Here is a 25,954-nt window from a genome sequence, read left to right on the forward strand (position 1 = left end):
AAATAGTCGATAAATTTAATAGCCTAGTCTTTTTCATTGTCACCCATGACGACTACCAAACCTTCATCAGCGGCTATCTTACCTTCGCAGATATCTTCATAAACCTCTAGTAAGCCATTGACTCCATCAAGCTCTTGAATCTTTAACCACGCACTAGTTTTTGCGGTGCTATTCATGATGTAATGCATAGAGCGTTTATTAAATTCTTCAGGACCCCATTCTTTCATACGTTGCTGTACATGACTGGGCGCAAAAAACTGTTGGCTACGCGCTTGAATGATACCTTCGGTATGACGTGGTTCGTCCCAGTGCGTAAGACCGACATTGCTGGTGTAGCGCATGTTATCGCCTAAGTGTCTATGTAGACGGCTGAGCACATCGGTATTGGCCGACATATCGACAATAACTGTCGTCTTAGTCGCATCAATCTGCTCTAGCGTGTCATAGCTAAGCACACTGTCATAAGCGTCAATTGACTTAACAAAATCTATATTACGGTTTGATGTGAGACCGATAACGTGCGGTGTGTCTTTATCATCAACTAAGCCGTATGCTAAACCTGTACTGGTCTTACTAGAGGCACTGATAATCACCACTTGCTCTGCACTAAACCAGTCATTACTCTTCAATAAGTCATGTAAGCAAAATGAGGTCAGATGCAATACGAACAACAGCATGCGCTGATCGTCATGAGCGCGGTCATAGCCTCGTTCATGATTGACGCGCTGATATAGGTTATAACCGGGTGGTAGCTCGGAACGATGGACACTACCATCTAGTAAGCTGCTCTGCGTGACTCGCTTGGGCGTTATGATTAACTCATTGGCGGGCGGGAAGTAACCGAATAAGCGCTCACCAACCGGTAGTGCATCGCTATTTGATTCGATCACATCACCAAATCCCCAGACTGGAATAATACCCCATTTTTCGGGCTCGTTGCCATTTGGCGGAAAAAACTGCCAATAGCGTAATTGGTCACCCATGACCGCATAAGTAATATTATTTGCAGTAAAGGCAAAGCGATCAACTTTGACACGTACTTCGCCATCACCTAGGGTATGTACAGGCGTCTCTTGCAGGCGAGCTTGGGTTAAGTTTGCTTTGTTGGTCTGAAATTCTTGCATGGTTATTCCCTTTTTTATTTTACTTTATGGTCATCAGATTAAGCATTAGCAGTTTTGGCTTGACGCGCTGCCGTTATTTGCATGACTTCGCCCATGAGCTTGGGCATGTTTGCAGCGGCTTTTGGTCCTGCTTCTTTTAGACGCTTAAGAATAGCAAGCTCTTCAGGCGGGGTGTCTTCGCTGGCTCGTACCAATTTGGTGAAGCCATCTAATCGATTGTTAATCATCCATTCACGTAGCGCAGGCTCTTTTGACCAACGCATCTGATTCTGCATTTGTTTAACAAGCCCAACCAAAAAGTCCGTATCATGATTTGGGATTGGCACCACTTGGCACAACTCATTTTTGATGGTTTCGTCATCGTAATTGGTCTCGATGTGGGCGATAAATGCGGCACTAAATACAGGCTGATAGGTACGTACGGTTTGTACCACCACAGTATCACCTTTGAACACATCGTACGTCTCTGTCACTGGTACTGCCCGTGCAGAGCAGTCGATATGCATGGTGTTGGGGGTGGTAGAAATACTGTCCTCACCAAAATAAATTTTGTCAGTATCTAAGCGGGTCACGCGACCTTTACGTACAATGTTTTTAACACGGCGTAATTGCTTAAGCTCGTCGCTACTAATGGTAGCACCATGAAACATTTTCGGGCGTACATTTGGATCAATCCGCATTAATACGCCGCCTTTTTCTAAACGATTAAACAAGTCTTCGATGTTTTCAGCTTCAGCAATCGCTTCTGCTTGAGTAGCCTGTGCTCCAATAGTATGGGTGAAAAATTCACGAGAGGGTTGGGTGTTTTTACGATCGATCAGCCAAGCATCTCTTGGCATAATCCACATGATATGGTCTGGATCAATTTGGTTTTCTAGTAGCCATAAAACCGCATCTATACCTGTTTTTCCGCCGCCGATAATCACGTAACCATCACGGGGTTTGGTTAAACTCGGCAAATCATTTAGCGGCCCAAACTTAACACCTTCAGCAATCTCAAAGTTTGGGGTATGGGTCGCTGGTACTGAAGTTTTAAAATAAGTACCATCAATGATTTTCTTATTGACCTTAACCTCATAGCTAGTATCAGACAGCAACGATGAAAACTTACCGTCGCCTTTGTACTCACACATCGGAAAGTACTGCACGCGGCCACTTGGTAAAAACGTGTGCTTCATGACTTTATCAAAGTACGCCATGACTTCTGCGCCTGACGCCAGCTCGGACAAGCCTTTATTTAAACCAATTTTATCAATCATACCGCCGCAAAGCTCACGTGAGCTAACGCCATAAAAAGACGATGGCTGATGCAGTGTGACAAACGAATAGGCATCGTTCCAATGACCACCTGGCTTATGATGTTTATCGACGATAATAATATTAGCATCTGTTTCTGTGAGCAGCACATCGGCAAAAGCCATGCCCACCGCGCCACTACCAATGATTAGATAATCCGTTTCTAGCTGTTGAATACTCATAGCGTCCTTACTCTTAAGTTGAGTTTCTATCGATACAATCAATTCATAATTGTTTGTGCATAACAGTGTTATATACTAGAATAACACTGTTATAACTGTCAAGATATAGTGAGAATCTAATGGATGCTAGAACCAAAATACTAAACGCCGCATCTGAGCTTTTCTTAGAAGGGGGTGGGGATGCCTTGAGTGTACGCGCTATATCTAAGCGGGCAGGACTGTCCACCATCGGTATATACAGTCATTTTCAAGGTAAGCAAGGCATACTAGATGCGCTGTACATAGAAGGATTTAATCTTGTCCGTGAAGCCATGGATGTCATTCCGGAAGGTAAGGCAAGCAAAGAACAAGTGCTAGAGGCGTGCCTAGGGTATATTAATGTAGGCGAGAAATATGAAGCGCATTATCGGCTGATTTTTGGGGAGTCTGATGCAGGATATCAGCCCTCAATCGAGGCCATTGCAGCAAGAGATAGTGCATTTTCAAAGTTGGTTCGGGTGGCGGGTTCTTATTTATCAGAGGATGCTAGCGTGACGGAACGTCGGCAAATAGCGTTAGATATCTGGGCTATCGTACATGGGTACGTCAGTATCAGTCACCATGTGGTGTTCGCCGATGGACTGGAGCTAGACTGGAAGACGATGGCACTTCGTGTGGTTGAAGTACAGTTGGATGCTATTGACTTAACCAAAGCTAGGCATTAATAAAGCCTTTCCGAACAACCCGGTAAATAAGCAGCATGAAGGTGACAATAAATATTAAACAGCGATTCGTAAATATTGCTCGCAGGTAGGTACATAGCGTTTAAATAATCCATCGCTTTACTTAAAAATCAAGTAAGCAAACATATGTCTTTTATCTTGTAAACTGCACTACTTTAGGTTATTTTTCAGTATCGTTTACAGTTCTTTAACCAAGGAGAAGCAGTTTGGATACTAACTTATCACCGCTTAAGATTTCAGTGGTTGCGGCGCTGACACTGCTTACAGGCTCGCAAGTATTTGCAGAGGCCAACTACGGTGATTATGGTACAGAAACGGCGCTGACGCTTGCCCGTGACTATGCTGGTCGTTATACAGGTTCCGATAAAGAAGTCCAAGCTGCTGATTATATGCAGCAGCGCATGACCATCGATGGCAGTAACAACCAAGTCAATCGTCAAACGTTTGATTTCGTAGCGCCTCGTGGTTTATTCAGAGGTCAGACGTTAACGAGTAATAACGTTGTCGTGACCCAAAAAGGCAGTTCTGACACCAACAGAACGCTATTTGTCGGTGCACATTATGATTCTGCCGTTGCCTATCCAAACTACGAAAACCTAGAGGCACTGGACGATAATGCTTCTGGGTCTGGCGTCTTAACTGAGTTGACCAGAAACCTGACAGGTATTGAGACAGAGCATGACATCCAATTTGTGGCATTTGGTGCAGAGGAGGGCGGTCTCAATGGTTCAAGGGCGTTTGTTGATCAATTAACGGACGCGGAAAAATCAACAGCACTGGGCATGATTAACCTAGACAGTCTGATTACAGGCGACAAAATGTACGCTAATGCAGGGCGAAATGCTTACGATAATGATGGCAACGAAGTGGCTGCCAATGTAAGTTTGCGTGAAAATGCGCTGCGTATTGCAAAAGAGCTTGGTATTACACTAGAAGTCAATCCAGCTATTATCGCACCAGGTGAGACAGAGCCATACGAGCCTTATGGCGTTGGCTGCTGTAGCGATCAGGAGTCTTTTGATAGTGTCATGCAGGTCGTAGGGTTTGAGGCAACCAACTGGGCCCTTGGGCCTGATTATGATGGTTACACGCAAACTGAAAACCCAGATATTCCAGGTGGCTATACGTGGCATAACCCTGCATTAGATAATGAAGAGGTGCTTACTGCGGCCTTTGGTGAAGAGCGCATAGCGCAAAGAATGCGTGACTACTCTCGTATCATCAGCAGATTGATTGTTGAACAAACCAATGCCGATATCATCGCCTCAACCAAAAGTGCGCTCAATCTTCAAAATACGATGGGCTTAGCTTTACAGGACAGTGCTACCGACTCGCACTCAGCGGTGTTTGAGCGCGCCAATGCTTTGGCATTGCATACTCTCGACGATGCGGAGCCTTTTGATTCCGAGTCGCGTACTCAGGTTTGGGTAGATGGCTCTCAAAGCTACGTGGATGCTGAGGACGCACAAGAAGGCACTCGCGCCAATATTGGTCTATATGGTGAATATATGGTACAGCCAAGCTGGCGTGTTGGCGCAGGTGTGCAAGCGGCCAATCAAAACAATAACACCGTAGAAAACGGCATTAAAAAAGACACAAGCTATGGTGTGCAAGCCTATTCTTTATTGGGCGGCAAAGACACGGCTTGGTGGAACACCACATCTCTGAGTTTATCTAAACATGACTTGGACGTTAATAGAACGGTAAAACTGGATGGTAATGACGGCATCAATATTATCAACAATAGCGAACGCGGTGATGCGGATGCCGATGTGTTTAGCGCATACAATGAGCTTGGCTATAACTTTCTTATTCAGAAAAATGTCGCACATGGCGCCTTTTTGGGTCTGAATTACAGTGATACAGATATAGATGGCTATACTAGCGGCAATGCAAACTCTCGCACTGCGTTAAAGGTTGATAGCACCTCTAGCGAGGCATGGGATTCAGAGCTTGGTTACCAGTTACAGTATGGCTTTAGTTTGATGGGTACGCCTGCCAAACTTCAAGGTAAAATCGCTTATGTGCATGTTATCGACGATGGTTTAATAGATAGTTTATCGACAACGTCTTTAGCTGATGGACAAACGAGAAACGTTAGTATTACCCAAACAGATAAAGATGATGACTATGGACGTTTTGAGCTGAGTGTGAGTAACAAGGTTCATAAAAACGTTTATGCGTATCTGAATGGCGATACCACCTTTGCACGTGACGATAAAGACAGCTCAGTACAGCTGGGATTGCAGTATCAATTTTAAATCTTAATGTATGAATGTCAGACTGCGCTGCTCAATAATTCATTTATGAGCAGCGTTTTTTGCTTATGCATGTCAATATATTAATTATAAGTGCGTATTACTGATTGACGCTACAATAATCAGGTTCAGTAATATCAATGTGTTCGAAATATTAAAAGAATAGGGGTGGCATGTATGTTTGGCATCATAAAAGATTGGCGTGAACAGCGTATATTAGATAATAGTGAATTTAGCCATGCTGACTGGAAAAAGGTAGCCGAACGTATTGTCATATTGGATCGATTAAGTACCGATGAGCTATCACATTTATTTGAGCTTGCAACGTTATTTTTGGCCGATAAATTCATCAATGGTGCACAAGGTTTTGAGATTACCAATGCTGTCAGACAGTCTATTGCACTACAAGCCTGTTTGCCTATCTTGAACTTAGGCCTTGATTGGTATTCTGGCTGGTCATCGATTATTATTTATCCTGGCTCGTACAAGAGTAACAGTACTACGGTAGATGAGTTTGGTATCGTCCACGAAGGCACTCAGCACCGTAGCGGGGAAGCATGGCTGCGAGGGCCTGTTATTCTTTCATGGAAAGATGCCAAGCACTCAGGCGAACGTGACGGACATAACGTTGTCATTCATGAATTTGTCCATAAGCTTGATATGATGAATGGCCGCGCCAATGGCTTTCCGCCACTGCAACCTGATATGGATCCTGCTCAGTGGACACAGATTATGTCGCGAGATTTTGAAGATTTTCAAACCCATCGCAAGTCAGGGCTTGATCGTTATGGCGCAACCAATCCTGCCGAGTTTTTTGCGGTTCTGAGTGAAGTGTTTTTTGAAACGCCGCAAAAGCTGGTTGATGCTTATCCGGATATTTATGAGATTATGGTGAAATTCTTTCGTCAGACGCCGTTATAAATGATACTTATAGAGATGGTGATAGTAAGCTGTATTTAAAACAGCATAAGCATATTGGAATTAGGGAAGCTTAGGTGATCAACTATAAAAACTTAAGCGAGCTACAACAAGCGCTAAAATTAATCAAAAAAACCGCACAAAGTCCCGAGCTTAAAACTGACGAAGGACGCGAACTGGTTGAGAGTATAAGCCGCTATACGCAGACGTTTGTATGGTTACAGCGCTATTACGAATATGCTATCGTTAGAGGGCTAGTAAAAAAGATTATTATTAAAAACCATATCAAAAACCATGTAGCACAAGCTGCTATATATATTTAATTGAATATATATAGCATTTATAACCAGATAGAGTAGGCTGTCAATTTAAACCAGTCTTATAGAAGTTGTCGGGTAATCGTTTTCTACGCCTTAAACCGTCCATTGATCATTAATAATGGCCACTAGGTAACGCTTGCCTTGATACTCATCAAATACCAAGCGTAGTACCCGCCAGTCCATACCCTCATACTCATCAGTGCCTTTATAATAAAATTCTACAACATCTGATGTTTGGTATATTTCTTTTAAGTTATTGATAGAGTTGCCGTTACTTTTAAATTCATTAACATTGATACTAGCGTTATTGAACTTTTTGCCATCTACCCAAGTATCCAAATAAGTAGGCAACGGCGTGACCAACAGATCGCCAGTACCATCTTTTTCGCCCCAAGTAAATTGGATATTGGACTGCTGTAAATACTGTGCAAATTGCCCGCGGCTAAAGACTTTATCTGACTCAGGCCGTACATAAGCGTACATCGAAAAAAGAACGCCACGTGTTGGATGGATATCATTAGTGATTCTAGAAAAGTCCTTATTTGCCAATGCACGCTGTATACGTAACGCTTGCTGTCTAAGGGTTTGCTGGCTGATATCAGCATTAATAGGTGTTGATGAGCTACTGGTTGGCTGAGATACAATGGCTTCGCTGGACTCAGAAGCAGACTGACAACCCGTCGCAGCTAGCGTGAATAGCAGAAGGCTGCTAGAGGCTAATGTCGCAGATTTTTCCTTAAAAAAAGCAGGTAATGTCATCATAAAATCATCCTTAGCACAGTTATTAGCGAAAGAAACATCACTATAAATTGTCATGGGAACTGGTAAAAAATACCATAAAAGCGCTATGTAATCGATATTTTGGTAAGTAAACCTGAATGATACGATAATACAGCAGAGTCCGAATATAGGTATGATGTAATAGTCGGTAATACTTATAGGACAAAAGCTCGCAGAGAATAAGATGCCAACATATAAATCGCTGACATTACTATTGACCATAGGACTGATGCCTGTCGGTCACGCTATAGCGGATGTATCAAAAGTAGATCAGAAACAAAATGCCATGGCTGATATAAAGATTGCGACTATCACGAAAATGTACCAACAAGATATTGATGACCAAGGCATGAGTCATCCTGTAGTGCTGCAGCAATATGCTGATGCTGACTTGCAAGCAGCCATGCAACTTGAGCAAGAATATTTTGATAAAACTCAGACGTCCTGCAATATAGATTACGATGTACTTTGGAACTCGCAAGATCCTGACTATGCGCAAGACAAAAAATTTTCAATAACTGATCAAGGATTGGTTCAGGTTAGCTTGGCACAAGGTAGCGATATTTATTATGAGTTGTCATGTGATGACAATGATAAAAACTGCCAAGTTGCAGATGTGGTTTTAGATCAGGATGGCAAAACTTTGCGTCAGCATTTACTTGAAACTTGTCGTTAGTAAGATTTTATAACCAATAATAAATCTGAGCTAAAGTATAAGAATGACATGGTATAAATGGTTTTTCGCCTAACTACCAAAACCGTTGGTTTGTTTTCGCATAATGTATATTATGTTAAATTAAGTCTATATGGTTCATTAGGTTATAGGCTTAAGCCTTACTAACTATAGAATCAGGATTATCAGATACTTCTAATGCTACTGGATATAAACATCCTACCAAACTGTTTAGCTCTCACCGACTAACTCTGTCCTGTGAATTCAACCGAATCTTTTAGATGATAGCTCACGCTTGATCAGTTTTACTTCTAAGCATCTCTGACAGGCATATTATTACGTCAACCCTTTAACGATTTATTAGACGTTAAGGTTTGAATGCTCTGTATGACTGGTTATTAATATTTTATGATTTGCGACAATACGAATGGCTATGTCCAAATGCGTCCTTAGTTTTTTATTCGATATAATCATGGCTATTCGTCTGCGATAGCTTATTTACTATCTGTGTCCGCTGGCTAAGTCTTCAATATAGATATGCTAATAGCCTATTTTTGATAACCATCATTTGTATGATTAGAAATCCTCTAATATCACCAACCCAGATTTAATTGCAAAAACTCAGTCAGACGTTATAACTCCTTCGAATATTTCTAATCTTATCTAGCCTTCAACACTATGCCCAAGTCATCACGTATAACCTTTTAAATTTAAATCATAGACAGACTGTGAAATCATTAGAACTGACTCTATTTTCTTTTGCATAGTGATAATTTTATCTACCCACAAACAGCCATCCTCTGTTTATTGTTATCAAGCCATTTTTAAAAGGAATGAGCTATCTATTGATATCTTTTAATATATCTAGCCTTTCGTTATATATTTTCTATATACCCCTAAAAATTGGTGCATTCTAAATTTGCACAGAACAGTACTATGACCCTGATTTTTATATTCTGTCCGAGTACAGGAGCATGTGTTTTGTAGAGAATATGCTCAACTCCTTGCCGAATCAATCATGGATATCATAATCGCATTTAACTATGTATCGAAATAACTGGTGGAAATGCCGTCTAACCCATTCAGCGTATGGCCTACTCACTATTTGGCCACTATGCTATAATTATCCCCAAGTGAACCTTGGGGATAATTACGTCTTAAAAACTATTATCTAAAAGGCTTTACTAACAACACTAACGAATACCAGTGTCCATGATAGTGTCCAATACTTCTATATTTTTCTACAGAAGAGACTTTTTATAAGTCATCAATCATAAACCTATCATCAACCTTAATTATCATATGACGGATATACATTATGGCTATCGACACAGCAAACGATATCAACAAGCTCGAATGCCGAGACAAAGATTATTCTGTCAGTGTCTCAGGTGTAGCTGGCTTAAGTCTTCGTATTTATCCAAATGGCAAAAAGGAATACTACTTACGTTACTCCCATCCGCATATCGAGGGCAAACGCCCTAGGATGATGTTGGGTAAGATTGAGGATGTCAGTCTCCATGAGGTTAAGTATAAAGCAGACACCATTCTTGATATGGTCGCAAAAGGCTCTGACCCTAAAGCTATCCAGCAAAAAGAACAAACCAATAAATATACTCACCTAAAAAACGCACCATTTTCTGAGATTGCAAAAGCATGGCGAGAACACAAAACAGCAGGTCGCAATCAAAGTAAATCTAAAAAACCGTCATACAGTGAGTCAACCCTCAAGTTCTGGGATTTATGTCTAGGATATATGTGCCAAGAGATTGGTGATTTAAGAATGGACGATATCACCAGTGAGATGATACTGAGTGTGTGCGAGTCGATTCAAAACAATGGCAATCAAGCGACTTTCGTTGGTGCGAGCACTCGGCTATACACTGAAAAAGTCTTTTCATTCGCTGTTGCTCGAGGGTTGTGCGATAGAAATGTAGCTGTCGATACCCGTGGTGAGCTTGCCCCTGCCAATTCAGGCAATCACTTGCCTGCCATCACCAAACCAGATCAATTTGCGACTCTCTTAAAGGATATGTCCAATTTTAAAGGCGCAAGCAAAATCACACTAGAAGCTATGAACTTATTGCCTTATGTGTTTGTACGTAGTATCGATCTGCGCTCGATGCGTTGGGATGACATCGATTGGGATAATAATACATGGGCATTCTCCCCGACTAAGGGCGAAGGTCGTGACGATATGGTCTCGCACTTAGTTGTTCCCTTAGCCACGCAAGTAATTGCGCGATTACGAAATATTCAATCAATTACTGGGCATAAGGAATATGTATTTGCCTCGATGCGCGGTTCAAGCAATGCTTATATTAGTAAAGCGACGTTGGTGCAGATATTCCACCGGCTTGGATACAAAGATGTGCAGTGTGCGCATGGATTTCGAGCATCCGCTAAAACTTTGCTCATGGAACAGCCTGAGCTACGCTATTCTGACATCGTCACAGAATTACAACTAGGTCACAGGATAAAAGACACACATGGCGGGGCTTACAACAGACTTGACGAAATCGATACTAGGGTACAGATGATGCAAGATTGGGCAGATTATATAGATAATCTTCGGAGTCGTTAGAGAGTTATTTTAGAGTCAAAAACCATATTTTTTTGCACTTATTTATGGCTCTTTGAAATGTATTTTACGGAAGTTCACAGGAGACATGCCAGTAAACTGCTTAAACTGTCGACTAAAGGCGCTATGATCACCGTATCCACAGTTTAAGGAGACTTGAGTTACTGTTAGCTTATGATTCGCTAATAGTCGAATGGCATGCTCTAAGCGCATTTTTTGTACAAACTGAATGGGTGACATATTGAGCACTGCTTTGAAGGTACGCTCCAATTGCGATTGACTAAGATTTGCCAATTTCGCCAATTGGCCAATATTAATTTTTTGATCAAGATTGTCTCGTACGTATTGATCTACGCTTGCCAACCGAGCGTGCTTACGTAATATCCGCTCGTTATCTTCATCAATATCTACTGATATACCTACCATCGCTACAATATGATTTTCTACATCATAGACGGGGGTTTTTTGCGTGATACACCATCCTAGCTGTCCTGATGCATAACTATGTAGTTCTAACTTATCAATAATCTCCCTGCCTTCCCTTAACACTCTAAGATCCTGATTGAGATAATCCTTGCCCTGAGACTCCAGAAAGACTTGTTCTGTAGTCAGTCCTATTAGTGCTTTTTTGTTTTTAAGCCCGCTACGTCTAATGAGCGTTTTACTGACTAATCGATAGCATGCTTGATCATCTTTAACAAAAAACACCACATTTTTCATAGTATCAAACAGAGGCATCAATAACGATATATTGCCAACAAACTCATCAAAATTGGCTGGTTGATAAGTCTGTAGGTGTTTTGACAGTTGTTTTGTAGGTGCTTCTAATACTAACGGCCGCATCGGTATATTCCCATATAGCATCTCAAGCTTGTTGTTGAGCTTTTCAGGTATTTTAGGGTGCTACACCATATTTATACTCCTAAATATCTTTATAACCTGTGCAGAAATGCGCATTTATTCATATAAAAACATCAAGACTGCTTTTCTGAAAAACGTCATTCTATATTTACGCCTTGTTCATTTATGAATAACGCTAACAGTATATTAACTCACGGATGAATCAGGTAGGCAGTCATGTTTGATACGCTTTTCACTCTTAAGATTATTGATTCGCATACTGGCGGTGAACCTACTCGTATGGTGTATGCAGGATTTCCTGAGCTTAGTGGGCAATCTATTCAAGAAAAACTTCAGGACTTCAAACAGAATTTCGATCATTTACGTCAAAGTATTATCCTAGAACCTCGTGGTAATGATGTGCTTGTCGGAGCGCTTTTGTGCCCGCCTTCTGATCCTCGTGCCACGGCTGGCGTGATCTTCTTTAATAATCATGGCTATTTAGGTATGTGTGGCCATGGCACTATCGGCGTTATTGCATCTCTAGCTTATCAACAAAAGATAACCGCTGGTGATCACTATTTAGAAACAAGCGTAGGCCTAGTTAAAGCAACCTTGCATGATGATGGTAGTTGTAGCGTCCAGAATGTCCCCTCTTATCGCTACCAAAAACAAGTAGAAGTTCAAGTACCTGATATCGGTCCTATCTATGGAGATATCGCTTGGGGTGGTAATTGGTTTTTCTTAGTCAACGATCATAAGCAAGCTATTGAAGCCAATAATGTTGAGGCGCTTACTCAATTTAGCATACAGATCAAAAAAGCTCTTCATAAGTCTGGAATCACGGGTGCTGACAATGGCGAAATTGATCATATAGAACTGTTTGGCAAGAGCGATCTCGCCGGCACTAACAGCAAAAACTTCGTATTATGCCCTGGATCTGCCTACGATCGATCTCCTTGTGGTACTGGAACCAGTGCCAAATTGGCTTGCTTAGCCGCAGACAATGTACTCGCACCTGGTGAGACTTGGTATCAGCAAAGCATCATTGGCAGTGTCTTTAGTGCCAGCTATCAGCCTATTGATGTGCTTAGTCATCATAGCTCTCTTCATAACCACCCTATCAATACTATTATCCCCACGATCCGAGGGTACGCCTACGTATGTGCAGAGACCTCGCTCATCGTTCAAGACAGCGATCCGTTCAAATGGGGTATTTCTTTATAGATACCAGTTTATATAGCTTCTAGGAAGTAACCAATCACTGCTCAGCAAGCTCAGAAAAGCGAGACTCTCATGGACACACAAGTGTTTGATATACATATCATTGGTGGTGGCATTATCGGACTATGTGCTGCGATTACCCTACAGTCTCGTGGGGTAAAAGTTGCAATTTTGGAAGCCGATAAAATTGCTCGCGGTGCAACTTATGGCAACGCAGGTCACATTGCCACTGAACAGGTTTTCCCTATCGCTGATGCCAGTATCTTACGACATGTTCCTGCCATGCTACTCAACCCTGAAGGGCCTCTGCGGATAGATTGGCGCTACCTTCCACGCTTAGCACCATGGGCGTTTCAGCTATTACTTAATATGCGTACCGAACCATTTGCACGCAGTCACCAAGCGCTTTTGGCATTAAATGCGCAGAGCCTTCAAGCTTGGCAAGATTTTGCCAAAGAGTGGCAGTTACATTCTTGGGTACAAATACAAGGATCTGTTTTAACCGCAGAGACACCTAACAGTCTAAAAATGCTGACTGAACACGGCCAACGCTTAAATAGTTTAGGTGTCTCTAACAGCCTACTCTCACAGTCAGCATTGACAGCTCTTGAGCCTGGGTTAAAAGACAATCAACTGGGTGCTTTGTTTTTTCCAGAGACAGGTCATATCACCAATATAGAAGCCATTACCCATAAATTAAGTACTATTTTTAGATCGCTTGGTGGTCAAATTTATGAGAATTGCCGTGTTCTGAGCGCGGAAGTAATAACTGATGGTATTCGTTTGACGACGACACAAAAGCAGCTTCATGCCAGCAAAATTATGCTCGCCGCAGGAGCTCATTCCAAAGCCTTAGCCAAACAGCTCACAGGCGTCTCAGTACCAATGGATACAGAGCGAGGCTATCACCTGATGCTTCCTAACGAAAGTCAGCGTCTCAACATCCCTATTTCTAGCATGGATCGCCGCTTTATTATGACACCAATGGAGAAAGGGCTGCGCTTGGCTGGCACTGTTGAGTATGCAGGACTTGAGGCGCCAGCAAATATGAACCGTGCGAATATGCTGTTAAAACAAGCTCAAGCAATGCTAAAGGCCCCACTAGATAGTGACAGCAATACGCAATGGATGGGGTTTAGACCTTCTACAGCAGACTCGCTACCCATCATAGATAGACATAACTCAGTCTTTTTAAACTTTGGTCATCAGCATCTAGGTCTGACCCAAGCTGTGGTAAGCGCACAGATGATCGCGGCTTTGTATTTTGGCGATACTGCCATGGTAGATTCTACTGCCTATCGTCTAAATCGCTTCAAACGTAAGTCTTTTAAATAATAATCGAACATCTTATCTCTATGACAATTCATAGAACCAACAACGTCGCTAATAGCTCATGGCTTACTAACGGCTTTTACTTCCAAATAAGGATATTTATATGAACATTCATGGCGTTTTAGTCCCTATCGTTACTCCTTTCGATGTTAATGGAGATATTGATACTCAAAAGTTAACCGAACTGGTCAATGTATTCATAGAAAAAGGCGTTACCGGAATCGTAGCTTGCGGTACAACGGGGGAATACTACACGTTCTCGCCTGCAGAGCGTGAGCTGGTTTTGACCACTATCGCTGACGCTGCCAAAGGCAAAGTCACTCTGATTGCAGGTATCAACAGTTTATCGACCAATCATTCTATCGAACTTGCTCATCAAGCCAAAAATCTGGGCTACGACGGCTTAATGTTATCAGCCAATCCGTATAGCCTACCAGACCAAGACGGTATTATTGCGCATTTTGAAACCGTCGCTGATGCCACTGACCTACCTATCATTATGTATAACTTTCCAGCACGCGTCGGTGTGAGCATTGAATTTGAAACCGTCGCGCATTTATCCAAACATCCCAATATTGTAGGTGTCAAGGAGAGCAGCGGCGATTTTAGCCATGCATTACGTATGCTACAGGCTGATTTTGAAAACTTTGAAGTGGTTTGTGGTTGTGACGATCAACCAGTAGATTTCTTCTTTTGGGGTACTAAGAGCTGGATCGCTGGTGCGGCTAACGTATTTCCAGCAGAACAAGTCGCATTGTTTGAAGCCACACAAAAAGGTGATTGGAACCGTGCTAAGGAGCTGATGACAGCCATGTATCCTGCTATCCACTCTATGGAGTCTGGAAACTATAACCAAAAAGCCAAAGCAGGCTGCATTAACGGGAGCATTAATGTTGGGTCAGTACGACTACCTTTGACTGATATGTCAAAAGAAGAGACTCAGTCATTTTTAGCACTTCTGTCTTGATACATCGCACCATTCTTATCGTTCCTACCATTGTATAGAAAAGGACAGTCTAATGAGTATGACCACAGCACAAGTCTTCGAACTCGCCAGCAACCAACAGCTTTGGGCAGGCCATTTAATAGATACCACAGCACCAGTACCTGAGACAACACTCCCTAACTACAGCCCTATTGATAATACCTGCATAGGTAGCATTGCTAATGGAAGTCGGCAAGATGTTAATACGGCGGTCGCGGCAGCCCGAGACGCTTTTGAACATGGCGAGTGGCGACGGATGTCTCCTGCAGAGCGCAAAGCTATCATGCAGCGCTGGTGTCAATTGATGCATGAGCATATGGATGAGTTAGCTGCCCTAGATTGCGTCGATGCAGGCAAGCCTATTACAGAATGTCTCAACACTGACCTGCCCGCTACGATTGAAACCTTCGAATGGTACGCCGAAACGGCTGATAAAGTTTTTGGCAAGGTTGCTCCTACTGGCGCAGATGCGCTAGGCCTTGTGGTACAAGAGCCTATCGGTGTAGTGGGTGCAGTACTACCATGGAATTTCCCAGCACAAATGTATGCATGGAAAGTTGCACCCGCATTAATAACTGGCAACTCAGTCATTGTTAAACCGGCTGAATTAACCTCGCTCTCAGCATATCGATTAACACAATTGGCGTACGAGGCTGGCGTGCCAAAGGCGGCGTTGCAGTTAGTCTGTGGGCTTGGGGAAGAAGTAGGTGCGGCACTCGGTCAGCATATGGATGTTGATATGGTTTCTTTTACAGGATCAACCGAAGTCGGTCGACTGTTTCTACAGTACTCTGCACAAAGCAATCTTAAGGAAGTCGTCTTAGAGTGTGGTGGCAAAAGCCCTCAAATCGTCTTTGCAGATGCCATTATCAATGAACAAACCATCGAGCATATTTTATCCGCTGCTTTTTGGAATATGAGCGAAAACTGTAGCTGTGGTTCACGTCTACTTGTCCATTCTAGTCAAAAAGAAGCCTTGTTAACGCTATTAAAAGAAGGTCTTCAGTCTTGGAAGGTTGGTCATCCTTACGATCCTGAGGTCGCTATTGGCCCAATGATCGAAAAAGCGCATTTTGAGAAAGTAATATCGCATCTCAATACTGCCAAAACGGAAGGTGCTCGTTTGATCGCAGGTGGGCGTATCCACGATGAACTCGGTAGTGGCTGGTATATCGAGCCTACCGTCTTTGATAATGTCAGCCCGGATATGACGCTGTTTAAAGAAGAGGTTTTTGGTCCGCTTTTAGCTGTCACAAGTTTTGAAACCGAAGAGGCAGCTATTCAGCTCGCCAATCAGAGTGATTATGGGCTTGCCGCTTCCTTCTATACACAAAACGTCCATCGCGCATTCCGCGTGGCATCCGCTATTAAAGCTGGTACCGTCTCGATTAATGGTTTCTCTGAGGGCGATATTACGACACCTTTTGGTGGTTATAAACAATCTGGCTTCGGTGGTCGTGACAATGGCTTAGAGGCGTTGTCCCAGTATACCCAAACCAAAACTATCTGGTTGGTGAACTAAAAACTGACATTGTCCGCTATCCACGCCCAAGTCAGCATAACCAAAAACATTACAAGGAAGTAAAGTTATGGAAAATATCATCAATACTATCGTCGGGTATATTTGGAGTGACGCCCTAGTCTATCTTGCGTTAGGCGTCGGCATATATTTTACAATTATGACTCGTGCCGTACAAATCCGTTATTTCAAAGAAATGATTAGGCTGTTGTTCGACAAACAAAGCTCATCAGCTGGGATTAGCTCCTTCCAAGCTTTCTGTATGGCGCTATCAGGACGTATTGGTGTGGGTAATATCGCTGGGGTTGCAACAGCCATTGCAGCAGGTGGCCCTGGGGCGGTATTTTGGATGATTTTCATGGGTGTGTTAGGTGGTGCTAGCGCTTTTATTGAGTCTACCTTAGCGCAGGTATACAAACATAAGGTCGGCGATCAATATCGTGGCGGCTCCCCTTTTTATATTGAAAGAGGATTAAAGCTAAAACCTTTTGCTATCATCGTCGCTATCGTGACCTGTCTATCTTACGGCGTGTTAGTGCCTGGTGTACAGGCCAATACCATTGCGGACTCTTTTGATACAGCATTTAACATACCGCCCGTTGTAACAGGGATTATCCTTGTCGTACTATTAGGTATCATTATATTTGGCGGTGTAAAGCGTATTGCTAATTTTGCAGGAAAAGTCGTACCTGTCATGGCAATTGGTTATATCCTTATGATGGTGATTGTATTGGCATTTAACGCTCAAAATATCCCTGCAATGTTTGCACTTATCTTTAAGAGCGCTTTTGGCATGGATGCAGTGTTTGGTGGTATGGTTGGGACCGCAATATCTTGGGGCGTACGCCGTGCTGTTTTCTCAAACGTTGCGGGTGCTGGCGAGGCGACCTTTAGCTCAGCGGCAGCCGAAGTATCACATCCTGCTAAACAAGGCTTAGTGCAAAGCTTCTCTATCTACATCGATACGGTGCTTGTCTGTACTGCAACAGCGCTAATGATCCTATCAACTGGCATGTATAACGTGGTGACCCCTGAAGGTGTAACCCTAGTTGATAATATGCCTGGTGTTGAAGCTGGTACGGCATTTACCCAAGCGGCTGTCTCTACTGTCTTTAACCAGTATGGAAGTGGCTTTGTTGCGATTGCTATCTTTTTATTCGCCTTCACCTGCTTGGTTGCTTATTACTATATTGCCGAAACTACGTTGGTCTATTTGGACAATAAACTGCGCTACCCCATTCTCAAACATGTACTCAAACTGGTCTTTTTAATCGTTTGTTTCACTGGTAGTGTCCAGTCAATCGGTATGATGTGGGCGTTAGGTGACATAGGGTTTGGCAGTATGTGCTACTTAAATTTCATTGCCATTTTACTTCTAAGTAAAGTTGCTCTAAAAGTTCTAAAAGACTACGACGAGCAGATGAAATTAGGTATAAACCCTGTCTTTGACCCTAGAAAGGCTGGAGTGGATAATGCGGACTTTTGGATAGAATATAGCAATGAGCATGGTCATAAAAAATCGCTTTAATAATAGTGCATTAGAGGTCTGCTAATATCTACTAGTAAAAAAGTTGTTATCAACATCAAGCAGGCCTCACCTATTTATGTTAAATTGCAAAAAACCATAAGGATATTACGTATAAGATAACCATAGTATTGTATCCATTCATTTGATAGGAAGGTTGAAGATGACACTAGATAACAACGTACTACGTAAACGCACCAGCTTGTTGGGTTCATTATTAGGTGATGCTATTTCTCGCCAATCTGGTGAGCAGACGCTAGATACGATTGAGACGCTGCGCAAAGGCTTTATTCAACAGCGTCGTGAGCCGAATGAGGCACATAAACAGCAGCTTATCGATTTTATTGCTTCTTTAGACAATCAAACCTTAAAAAACGTCATACGCGGCTTTTCTATCTATTTTTTCCTAGCCAATCTAAGCGAAGAGAATTACTTGCGTGAGCAGCGTCACGCGCAGCGTATGCAATCTGAGCAAAGCTGGGAAGGATCATTTCGTCGTACCTTACTTGAGTGTCGTGAACGCAATATTGAGCCTGCTCAAATGCAAGAGCTGATTGATCAGCTGAAGTTTACACCTGTATTTACGGCGCATCCTACCGAAGCGCGTCGCCGTACTACGATGAATATCTTACAAAGTCTATTCACGCATAGCGACGCTTTAAATAACGTGTCTGAAAACAGCTTCGCCTACGAGCAAGCTAAAGAACAAACGGCGCAAACGATTGATCTATTATGGTCGTCTGACGAAGTGCGCACCCGTAAGCCGTTGGTATATGATGAGATTAACAATGGCTTGCATTACTTTAATGCCAGTTTGTTCAATGCCATTCCTAAAGTATATCGTAATATCAAAAAAGCCATCGTTGATATCTATCCAGAGCTGACGGATTACCCATTACCAGCGTTCATGAGTTTTGGCTCTTGGATCGGCGGCGACAGAGATGGCAATCCTTTTGTGACTTTTGAGACCACAGAGCTTGCCGTATTGATGCATGCGGATACCGTGTTACGTCACTATCAAGTTCTGCTAAAAAAACTGCGACGCCAGCTCATTCATAGCGATACGATTGTGACGGTCGAACCTGACGTATATGCCAAAATCAAAAGTTACGATGAGCTCGATCAACGTGTGTTTGATTACAATCTCGATGACTATGGCAATGAGCCTTATCGTCGCCTGCTCTCGATAATCCTCACTAAAGTCAAAGCCACCAATCGCCGCATTCAAAGCAAAGGTACGGATATCGAGGCCGAAAAAGATGCTTATCGCAATCCAGAAGAGTTACTAGAAGACCTGCGCATTATCCGTCAAAGTGTCAATACACACGATACGGCACATAGCGATGGGTTATTACTCGATGTGATTCGTCTGGTCAAAACTTGCGGCTTTCATTTGGCAGCGCTCGATATCCGTCAAGAGTCCTCATATCATAGTGAGGTGATTGCCGATATCTTTGCTAGTGCCTCCAACCTGCCTGATTATCAAACGCTAAGCGAAACCGAACGTCAGGAATGGCTCACACGATTGCTAGAAAAACCAGGCACGCCGCTTATCTATACTGATAACCTGACAGACAAAACGCGTGAGCAATTGTCACTGATGAATTCGGTCGCTACTCTACGCAAATTGGTTGGCCAAGACACCTTTGGCAGTTACGTCATTTCAATGACTAATAATGCCAGTCAGCTACTAGAAGTATTGCTGCTCATGCGGTTTGCAGGCTTATGCAGAATTGATGACGAAGGTCAGTTGTCTGCTGACCTACCTGTCGCACCGTTGTTTGAGACCATCGAAGATCTCAAAAATATCGATAAAATCTTGCCTGCCGTGCTAGACAATCCGCTGTATCGTGGACTGCTACAGAACACGGACAACACGCAAGAGATTATGCTAGGTTATTCAGACTCATCAAAAGACGGCGGTATTATCACCTCTGCTTGGCAGCTTTATAGTGCACAGCAAACCATCAATAACATTGCTGAGCAATATGGCATAAAAACACGCTTGTTCCATGGTCGTGGCGGTTCTGTGAGCCGTGGTGGTGGATCAACGCACAAAGCCATTGCGGCACAGCCAGCAGGCACGCTGCATGGGCAGATTAAGGTAACTGAGCAAGGCGAAGTGCTCTATGCCAAGTATGCCAATACAGATACTGCCGTGTTTGAGCTGACCATGGCGATTACGGGTACACTCAAAGCCTGCTCGACAAGGTTTGTGGTACAACCGACTGAGTTGCCAGAGTATGAAGCGCTGTTTGCACGCTTAGCAGATGCTGGAGAGCAGCGCTATCGCGAGCTGACCGATCATACCGAAGGGTTTTATAAATTCTACTCCGAGGTCACCCCAGTACAAGAAATCTCTTTATTAAACATTGGCTCACGTCCTGCTCATCGTAAAAAAGGCCTGCCAAGTAAGACCACCTTACGAGCGATTCCTTGGGTATTTGGCTGGTCACTCGCACGCTTTACCTTACCTGCTTGGTATGGCGTCGGTAGTGCGCTAGATAGCGTCAAAAAAGACGAAGCATTGATGAAAGAGATGAATCAGCATTGGCCTTTCTTTAGCGTATTTATCAGTAATATCGAAATGGCTTTTACCAAAGCCAATATGAATATTGCCGAGGCCTATAGTCAACTGTGTGATGATGAGCCGTTACGCGAAAAAATCATGACAGCGGTCACCGATGAATACACGCTGACTAATTCGGGCTTAAACTCTCTGCTTGAACAAGATTCTTTATTGTCCAATCAGCAAAACCTTGCTTCATCCCTGCAGTGGCGAGACGCTTATCTAGATCCTATTAACTATATCCAGATTGAGCTGTTGAAGCGTGCTAGACAACAGAATATCCCGAATGATTCGGCACATGACGACCTTAATGTAGAAGATCCATTAATCCGTAGTATCAATGCGCTAGCTGCAGGGTTACGAAATACTGGTTAAGGTAGCTTTTCGATAATTAGCTTTCGGATAAATAAAAAGCTTATACCAATTGTCGCAAATATTAAGGCTTCGTTCGCGAAGCCTTAATATTATCCAAAACCCTTCAGAAAATATCTCGCCAGATATCAATCGCAGTTTAGTACTGCGTTGATTGATATTGCCCATTAGGTGATTCGTAATTCATTGTTTGAATAACCGATCCGAACAAGATACCGTAAAATATATTTTTACTTCATGTATATGTAGGGTCTGCTCCAATGGAAACGCCTCAATCAACACCATCTCTAGACATCGCAGCAATTGATTACCATATAGAATCCGTTGCACTCATTGACCGCGCTATTCAAATACGCTGGAATGATGGTATCGACAGTACGTACCACTATATCTGGCTGCGTGATAACTGCCCATCGGCTTTTCATCCGCACACTGGCGAGCGTAGCTTTGATTTACTGAGTGTCTCAAAAGATATCCATCCACTATCCGTCTCTTTTGATGAGACAACGCTGACGATTGAATGGTCAGAACAAGCGCATATCAGTCACTTTGATCAGAGTTGGTTACGTGAGTTTGGGTATTCTAGTGCATTGGCCAAGGACCATAGCAGTCCTTATGAAAGTTGGGATGGCACGTTTATTGACCACATCCCCATGTATGACCAGCAGAGCATCATGACCAGTGACAGTGCTTTATATGAGTGGATGAGTGCGCTGGATAAATATGGGCTTACTATCATTGATAATATGCCAGATGACTCTGATGCTGGCGTACAGACCGCCATGCGAGTCGATTATCTGCGGCAGACTAACTTCGGTATGACCTTTGATGTGATATCAGAAAAGTCACCAATCAATTTGGCTTATACCTCGCTCTCATTACCTTTGCATACCGACTTGCCAAATCAGGAGTTGCCTCCAGGCTATCAATTTTTGCATTTTTTGAGTAATGAAAGTATAGGTGGCGAATCTACTTTTGTGGATGGATTAAAGGTGTTAGAAGGGTTACGAAAAGAGCAGCATGAGTATTTTCGCTTGCTTGCCGAATATGCCATCCCCTTTCGTTTTCATGACACTGCCCATGATATCCGTGAGCACCATCCCGTCATCAATTTAGACAACTTTGGCAATATTGTCGAAATCAAATACAACGCGCATCTTGCAGATGTTTTTGATTTGCCAAGTGATGTTATGTACGACTACTATCTTGCTTATCGAGAGCTGATGGCTCGACTAAAAGACAGTCGCTATAAGATTGAATTAAAATTAGCGGCGGGTCAAATGGTAGTTTTTGATAATCGCCGAGTCCTGCATGGGCGTAACGCATTTGATGAAAACGTCGGTGAGCGTCGTCTCAAAGGCTGTTATGTTGACCGCTCAGAGTTCAAAAGCCGTTTGCGAACGCTCAAAAAGCAACTGGCTTAACACGACCCACAGTACTTGGCCTCGGTGTCTGTTGATGACTCTAAGCTGCGTCCCTTCATGTTGCCTTATGAAAAATACAAGCGCTCTATCAAGCAGCTTTACGACCTTTCACAAATAACACCAAGCTAAAGCATGGAGCACTGAGCCCACAAAAAAAGCCCCATTTCTCCTCTCTAAACATGAGAGAAGAGAAATGGGGCTTAATATTATTCACTTACTGACTTATAGTTATCATAATCTTATAGTGCTAATAGCAGCCCTAATAACTGGATTCACGATATAAGGTTTTATGTGCTTCTATTTTAAAGTCTGCAGCGCTGACAGCAGGCGTTATACCATGTGCACTGTATTTAGCTTGTATGATCTGTTCTTCCTCACGAAATAGTACATTTTGCGCTTCTTGCTTGAAGTCATGATAGCTAAGGGCGGTGTCATCCTCATGACCGTCAATCACTATAGGTCTGCTAGGTTGGTTTTGGCTATTCGAATACTGTTGTACAGTCTGATTAGCATTAGCCTCTTTAGTAATGTTGCTGACTGTTAAACCGTTATTAGTAGGCGACGCTTGAGATAACGTGGAAGAAATACGGTTAGACATATAGAAAGCAGATATTAGAACAATACAGATGACACTGATAATAGCAAAAACAAGACTACGGGGTCTGATGCTTTTTGGCTCGATATCATTATTCACGTTTTCTGATTCATTCATAGTTACGTACCGTCTAATTCATATCACTAATAGCACATAACCGTGCCTTTTACATAATGATACGAATTTTATATTGTATTGCAACGATTTCTAGTACGAACGTCTCGAATAAATTGATAGACGGTTATCTAACTGTTAAAAATGGTATAAAACGTAAATCCTTTAATCATTGGTTTCGCGGTATAAGGTGGTCTGTGACTCTTGTCTAAAATCTTCATAAGTTATAGCAGCTTCTTCAGTAGCTATAACAGTGGCATCATCTTCTGGTGTAGGATCTTTAGAAGTTGACTCTAATTCATTAGCAGCTGGCAGGTCCTGACTATTGTTGCCCAAAGTATCTTGCTGAGTAGTGGCTGGTTTACTGTCTGTCTCTACGTTGACATCAGTGCTGTTGTCTATACTATCAACCGCAGAAGTAGATAAGACTCCTGAAAATACAAGCATTAATGCAATAGCAACCAATACGATTAAACCAATCGCCACAACTGTTATGAATGGTTTCTTGCTTTTGATCACTTTATTGTCTATGACTGGCTCTTCGATAGCTGATTCAGACACATTCTCAATGTTTAAAAAGATGTTTAAAGAATCATCATCCGATATCTCATTTATGTTAGATTCACTATAGTCAATCGTAGAGGATGACTCTGTTTGATTACTACTATCTATATTGTTGCGATCTATATATTCTGAGGCCTCTGTATCTGAACTGACATCATTGACATCGATACTAATGCTGTCGCTATCGTTAGCGATATTCAGCACATTATTTTCAGATATATTTTCAAATACTACATTTGTATCTGAAGCTTCAGAGGTAGTGTTTGCTGCTGTAGCATTTTCTGTTTCTAGCAATAATTCTTGCTCACTGCTTTGATCTTCAAACAGTTGCAACTCTTCTGTGCTCAAGGGTTCGAAAGCGGCAAGGTTCTTTGCACTTTCTAGTGTTTCAAACTCAGCCTGATCGTTCTCTTCAGAACCATGGACTCGATTGATAAAGCGTTCATAGATGTCGTTGTTATTACGCTTACGCGACTTTTGGTCAATAATTCTAGCCAATTTTCCTTCAAAATCGGTGCCAGCGTCTTCTTTTTCGTCGCTCATAGAATAATACCAAACCAGTTTTCTCTACTGGTGTTAAATGATTGCTAGAATGAATTTTCTTACTATAGTGTAACAGTGTTATTAGCCAACAATATAGTTGCTCGACCTATTATCTTCAAGCACAATTTATGGGATAGCGCTAATATTGATAAGAACTATTCTAAATAATATGATAAACCAATCTTAAGAACTGTTCTATGTAGAGATAGCATAGACTATGACAGGCTCAATAGTATGGATTTAAAACAGCTCAATGCATTTATCGCGGTTGCCGATTTGCGCAGCTTTAGCGCTGCCGCCACCAAAGCAGGACTGTCACAGCCGAGCCTGAGTCGCTTGCTAAAACAGTTAGAGACTGACATGGGCGTGGTGCTTATTGATCGCTACCACAGGCCACTACATCTGACTGAAGCGGGCAGTTTTTTCTACGATAAAATAAGCACGATACTGACCGAGATTGATACTGTAACCAGTATGACTCAGCGCCTATCAGCACCCAGCAGCGTTTTAAATATAGGTTTTGTGCCCTCAGTACTATATGGCCTGTTGCCTGAAATCATTGCCACGCTTAAACAGTTCAGCCCTGATATCGACGTTAATTTAAAAGACATCAGCTCATATCAACAAATAGATGCACTCAAGTCTGGTGAAATTGATATTGGTTTTGGCCGATTTGCCCATCAAGACCCATGGATTCAGCAAATCCTGCTACGTCATGAACGCTACGTGGTGGCATTGCCAAAATCACATCCGCTTGCCAATGTACGTAAGCAGCGCTTGATAGACCTAGCGAACAATCGCTTAATTTTATATCATCAAACACATTTGCCAGTATCGTCCACGGTGACGACAGAGACAGGAACCCAATCGAGCGACAAGTTATCTACAAATAGAGTCAACCGTGCTGCTACTCATGAAGCATCATCTAGCGCTAGCGAGCCTATTACTGAGCCTTTACTACATCTTTTTGCCCAGTATGGCATCTCACCTTTTATGACCACGACAGTCAGTGATTTGCAGGTAGCATTGGGACTGGTCGCGGCAGGCGAAGGCATTACATTGGTGCCTGCCAGTTTGCAAACCGTACGTACGGAACAGATCAGCTACCAACGTTTGGTTCATGAAAATGTCACCTCCCCTATTTATTTACACACCCTCAAAGACTTTGTACATCCCAAAATACCTGACTTGCTCACAGCTATTTATCACGTCTACGAACAGCGCGGCATCACTTATCGGCAGCAAAATTTTGTGTCACAGGCCTAAATGGGCAGATATCCGATGAATATTGTGTTATAAAGAACCGCCAAAAATAATTCATTTTAAATATTGATATTATTTTATAAGTATGCTAACTAACAAGAATAGCAATGCAAACAAATAGTAATACTAACTAGAATAATCATTCTCCTAGACAGTGTTGGTGTGATAAAGTCGATACGATGTAAATCGTTTTATATTTAGACGATTTATAGGACGTTCTTTTCTGATCAT

Annotated in this window: 20 protein-coding genes; 14 read left to right on the forward strand and 6 right to left on the reverse strand. The window is 42.5% G+C overall.

Annotated features, from left to right (window positions below; genetic code table 11):
* Window positions 1-23 precede the first annotated feature (23 nt).
* Complete coding sequence (locus ACI2IW_RS10150) at window positions 24-1,124, reverse strand: DUF2855 family protein (RefSeq protein ID WP_404693567.1); 1,101 nt, start codon at window positions 1,122-1,124, stop codon at window positions 24-26.
* Between the two features lie 38 nt (window positions 1,125-1,162).
* Window positions 1,163-2,602, reverse strand: coding sequence for an NAD(P)-binding protein (locus tag ACI2IW_RS10155; RefSeq protein ID WP_404693568.1), 1,440 nt, complete (start codon window positions 2,600-2,602; stop codon window positions 1,163-1,165).
* Window positions 2,603-2,721: 119 nt separating this feature from the next.
* Between ACI2IW_RS10155 and ACI2IW_RS10160 the strand changes: the two genes are divergently transcribed.
* From ACI2IW_RS10160 to ACI2IW_RS10175, 4 genes are all read left to right on the forward strand, one after another.
* Complete coding sequence (locus ACI2IW_RS10160) at window positions 2,722-3,306, forward strand: TetR/AcrR family transcriptional regulator (protein ID WP_404693569.1); 585 nt, start codon at window positions 2,722-2,724, stop codon at window positions 3,304-3,306.
* 224 nt (window positions 3,307-3,530) lie between these two features.
* The gene (locus tag ACI2IW_RS10165) at window positions 3,531-5,585 is read left to right on the forward strand and encodes an autotransporter domain-containing protein (RefSeq protein ID WP_404693570.1); all 2,055 of its coding nucleotides are present in this window, start codon (window positions 3,531-3,533) and stop codon (window positions 5,583-5,585) included.
* Window positions 5,586-5,759: 174 nt separating this feature from the next.
* A complete protein-coding gene (locus tag ACI2IW_RS10170; protein WP_404693571.1) occupies window positions 5,760-6,503 on the forward strand; it encodes a zinc-dependent peptidase in 744 nt (247 codons plus the stop codon).
* A 74-nt stretch (window positions 6,504-6,577) separates the two neighbouring features.
* Complete coding sequence (locus tag ACI2IW_RS10175) at window positions 6,578-6,823, forward strand: hypothetical protein (protein WP_404693572.1); 246 nt, start codon at window positions 6,578-6,580, stop codon at window positions 6,821-6,823.
* Between the two features lie 90 nt (window positions 6,824-6,913).
* Here ACI2IW_RS10175 and ACI2IW_RS10180 read toward each other — a convergent pair whose 3' ends face one another.
* The gene (locus ACI2IW_RS10180; protein ID WP_404693573.1) at window positions 6,914-7,582 is read right to left on the reverse strand and encodes a hypothetical protein; all 669 of its coding nucleotides are present in this window, start codon (window positions 7,580-7,582) and stop codon (window positions 6,914-6,916) included.
* 202 nt (window positions 7,583-7,784) lie between these two features.
* On the opposite strand from ACI2IW_RS10180, the gene ACI2IW_RS10185 reads away from it, so the two are divergent.
* Both ACI2IW_RS10185 and ACI2IW_RS10190 read left to right on the forward strand, forming a co-directional pair.
* On the forward strand, window positions 7,785-8,276 hold the full coding sequence (locus ACI2IW_RS10185) for a hypothetical protein (protein ID WP_404693574.1): 492 nt from the start codon (window positions 7,785-7,787) through the stop codon (window positions 8,274-8,276).
* Window positions 8,277-9,591: 1,315 nt separating this feature from the next.
* Complete coding sequence (locus ACI2IW_RS10190; protein WP_404693575.1) at window positions 9,592-10,857, forward strand: tyrosine-type recombinase/integrase; 1,266 nt, start codon at window positions 9,592-9,594, stop codon at window positions 10,855-10,857.
* Between the two features lie 42 nt (window positions 10,858-10,899).
* On the opposite strand, the gene ACI2IW_RS10195 is transcribed toward ACI2IW_RS10190, so the two are convergent.
* A complete protein-coding gene (locus ACI2IW_RS10195) occupies window positions 10,900-11,697 on the reverse strand; it encodes a helix-turn-helix domain-containing protein (RefSeq protein WP_404693576.1) in 798 nt (265 codons plus the stop codon).
* A 234-nt stretch (window positions 11,698-11,931) separates the two neighbouring features.
* Here ACI2IW_RS10195 and ACI2IW_RS10200 point away from each other — a divergent pair, with 234 nt between their 5' ends.
* From ACI2IW_RS10200 to ACI2IW_RS10230, 7 genes are all read left to right on the forward strand, one after another.
* Window positions 11,932-12,921: a proline racemase family protein gene (locus ACI2IW_RS10200; RefSeq protein WP_404693577.1), complete on the forward strand. Its 990-nt coding sequence runs from the start codon at window positions 11,932-11,934 to the stop codon at window positions 12,919-12,921.
* A gap of 69 nt (window positions 12,922-12,990) precedes the next feature.
* Complete coding sequence (locus tag ACI2IW_RS10205; protein ID WP_404693578.1) at window positions 12,991-14,253, forward strand: NAD(P)/FAD-dependent oxidoreductase; 1,263 nt, start codon at window positions 12,991-12,993, stop codon at window positions 14,251-14,253.
* 100 nt (window positions 14,254-14,353) lie between these two features.
* A complete protein-coding gene (gene dapA, locus ACI2IW_RS10210) occupies window positions 14,354-15,217 on the forward strand; it encodes a 4-hydroxy-tetrahydrodipicolinate synthase (RefSeq protein WP_404693579.1) in 864 nt (287 codons plus the stop codon).
* 52 nt (window positions 15,218-15,269) lie between these two features.
* Window positions 15,270-16,757: an aldehyde dehydrogenase gene (locus tag ACI2IW_RS10215; protein ID WP_404693580.1), complete on the forward strand. Its 1,488-nt coding sequence runs from the start codon at window positions 15,270-15,272 to the stop codon at window positions 16,755-16,757.
* 67 nt (window positions 16,758-16,824) lie between these two features.
* A complete protein-coding gene (locus ACI2IW_RS10220) occupies window positions 16,825-18,282 on the forward strand; it encodes an alanine/glycine:cation symporter family protein (RefSeq protein ID WP_404693581.1) in 1,458 nt (485 codons plus the stop codon).
* Between the two features lie 160 nt (window positions 18,283-18,442).
* Complete coding sequence (ppc, locus tag ACI2IW_RS10225) at window positions 18,443-21,223, forward strand: phosphoenolpyruvate carboxylase (protein ID WP_404693582.1); 2,781 nt, start codon at window positions 18,443-18,445, stop codon at window positions 21,221-21,223.
* Between the two features lie 257 nt (window positions 21,224-21,480).
* On the forward strand, window positions 21,481-22,644 hold the full coding sequence (locus ACI2IW_RS10230; RefSeq protein WP_404693583.1) for a TauD/TfdA family dioxygenase: 1,164 nt from the start codon (window positions 21,481-21,483) through the stop codon (window positions 22,642-22,644).
* Between the two features lie 259 nt (window positions 22,645-22,903).
* On the opposite strand, the gene ACI2IW_RS10235 is transcribed toward ACI2IW_RS10230, so the two are convergent.
* The gene (locus ACI2IW_RS10235; RefSeq protein WP_404693584.1) at window positions 22,904-23,356 is read right to left on the reverse strand and encodes a hypothetical protein; all 453 of its coding nucleotides are present in this window, start codon (window positions 23,354-23,356) and stop codon (window positions 22,904-22,906) included.
* 162 nt (window positions 23,357-23,518) lie between these two features.
* On the reverse strand, window positions 23,519-24,460 hold the full coding sequence (locus tag ACI2IW_RS10240; protein WP_404693585.1) for a hypothetical protein: 942 nt from the start codon (window positions 24,458-24,460) through the stop codon (window positions 23,519-23,521).
* A 234-nt stretch (window positions 24,461-24,694) separates the two neighbouring features.
* On the opposite strand from ACI2IW_RS10240, the gene ACI2IW_RS10245 reads away from it, so the two are divergent.
* Window positions 24,695-25,726: a LysR family transcriptional regulator gene (locus tag ACI2IW_RS10245; RefSeq protein WP_404693586.1), complete on the forward strand. Its 1,032-nt coding sequence runs from the start codon at window positions 24,695-24,697 to the stop codon at window positions 25,724-25,726.
* Window positions 25,727-25,954: the final 228 nt, after the last annotated feature.

This window comes from Psychrobacter sp. NPDC078501 (assembly GCF_044900935.1).
Classification (GTDB): domain Bacteria; phylum Pseudomonadota; class Gammaproteobacteria; order Pseudomonadales; family Moraxellaceae; genus Psychrobacter.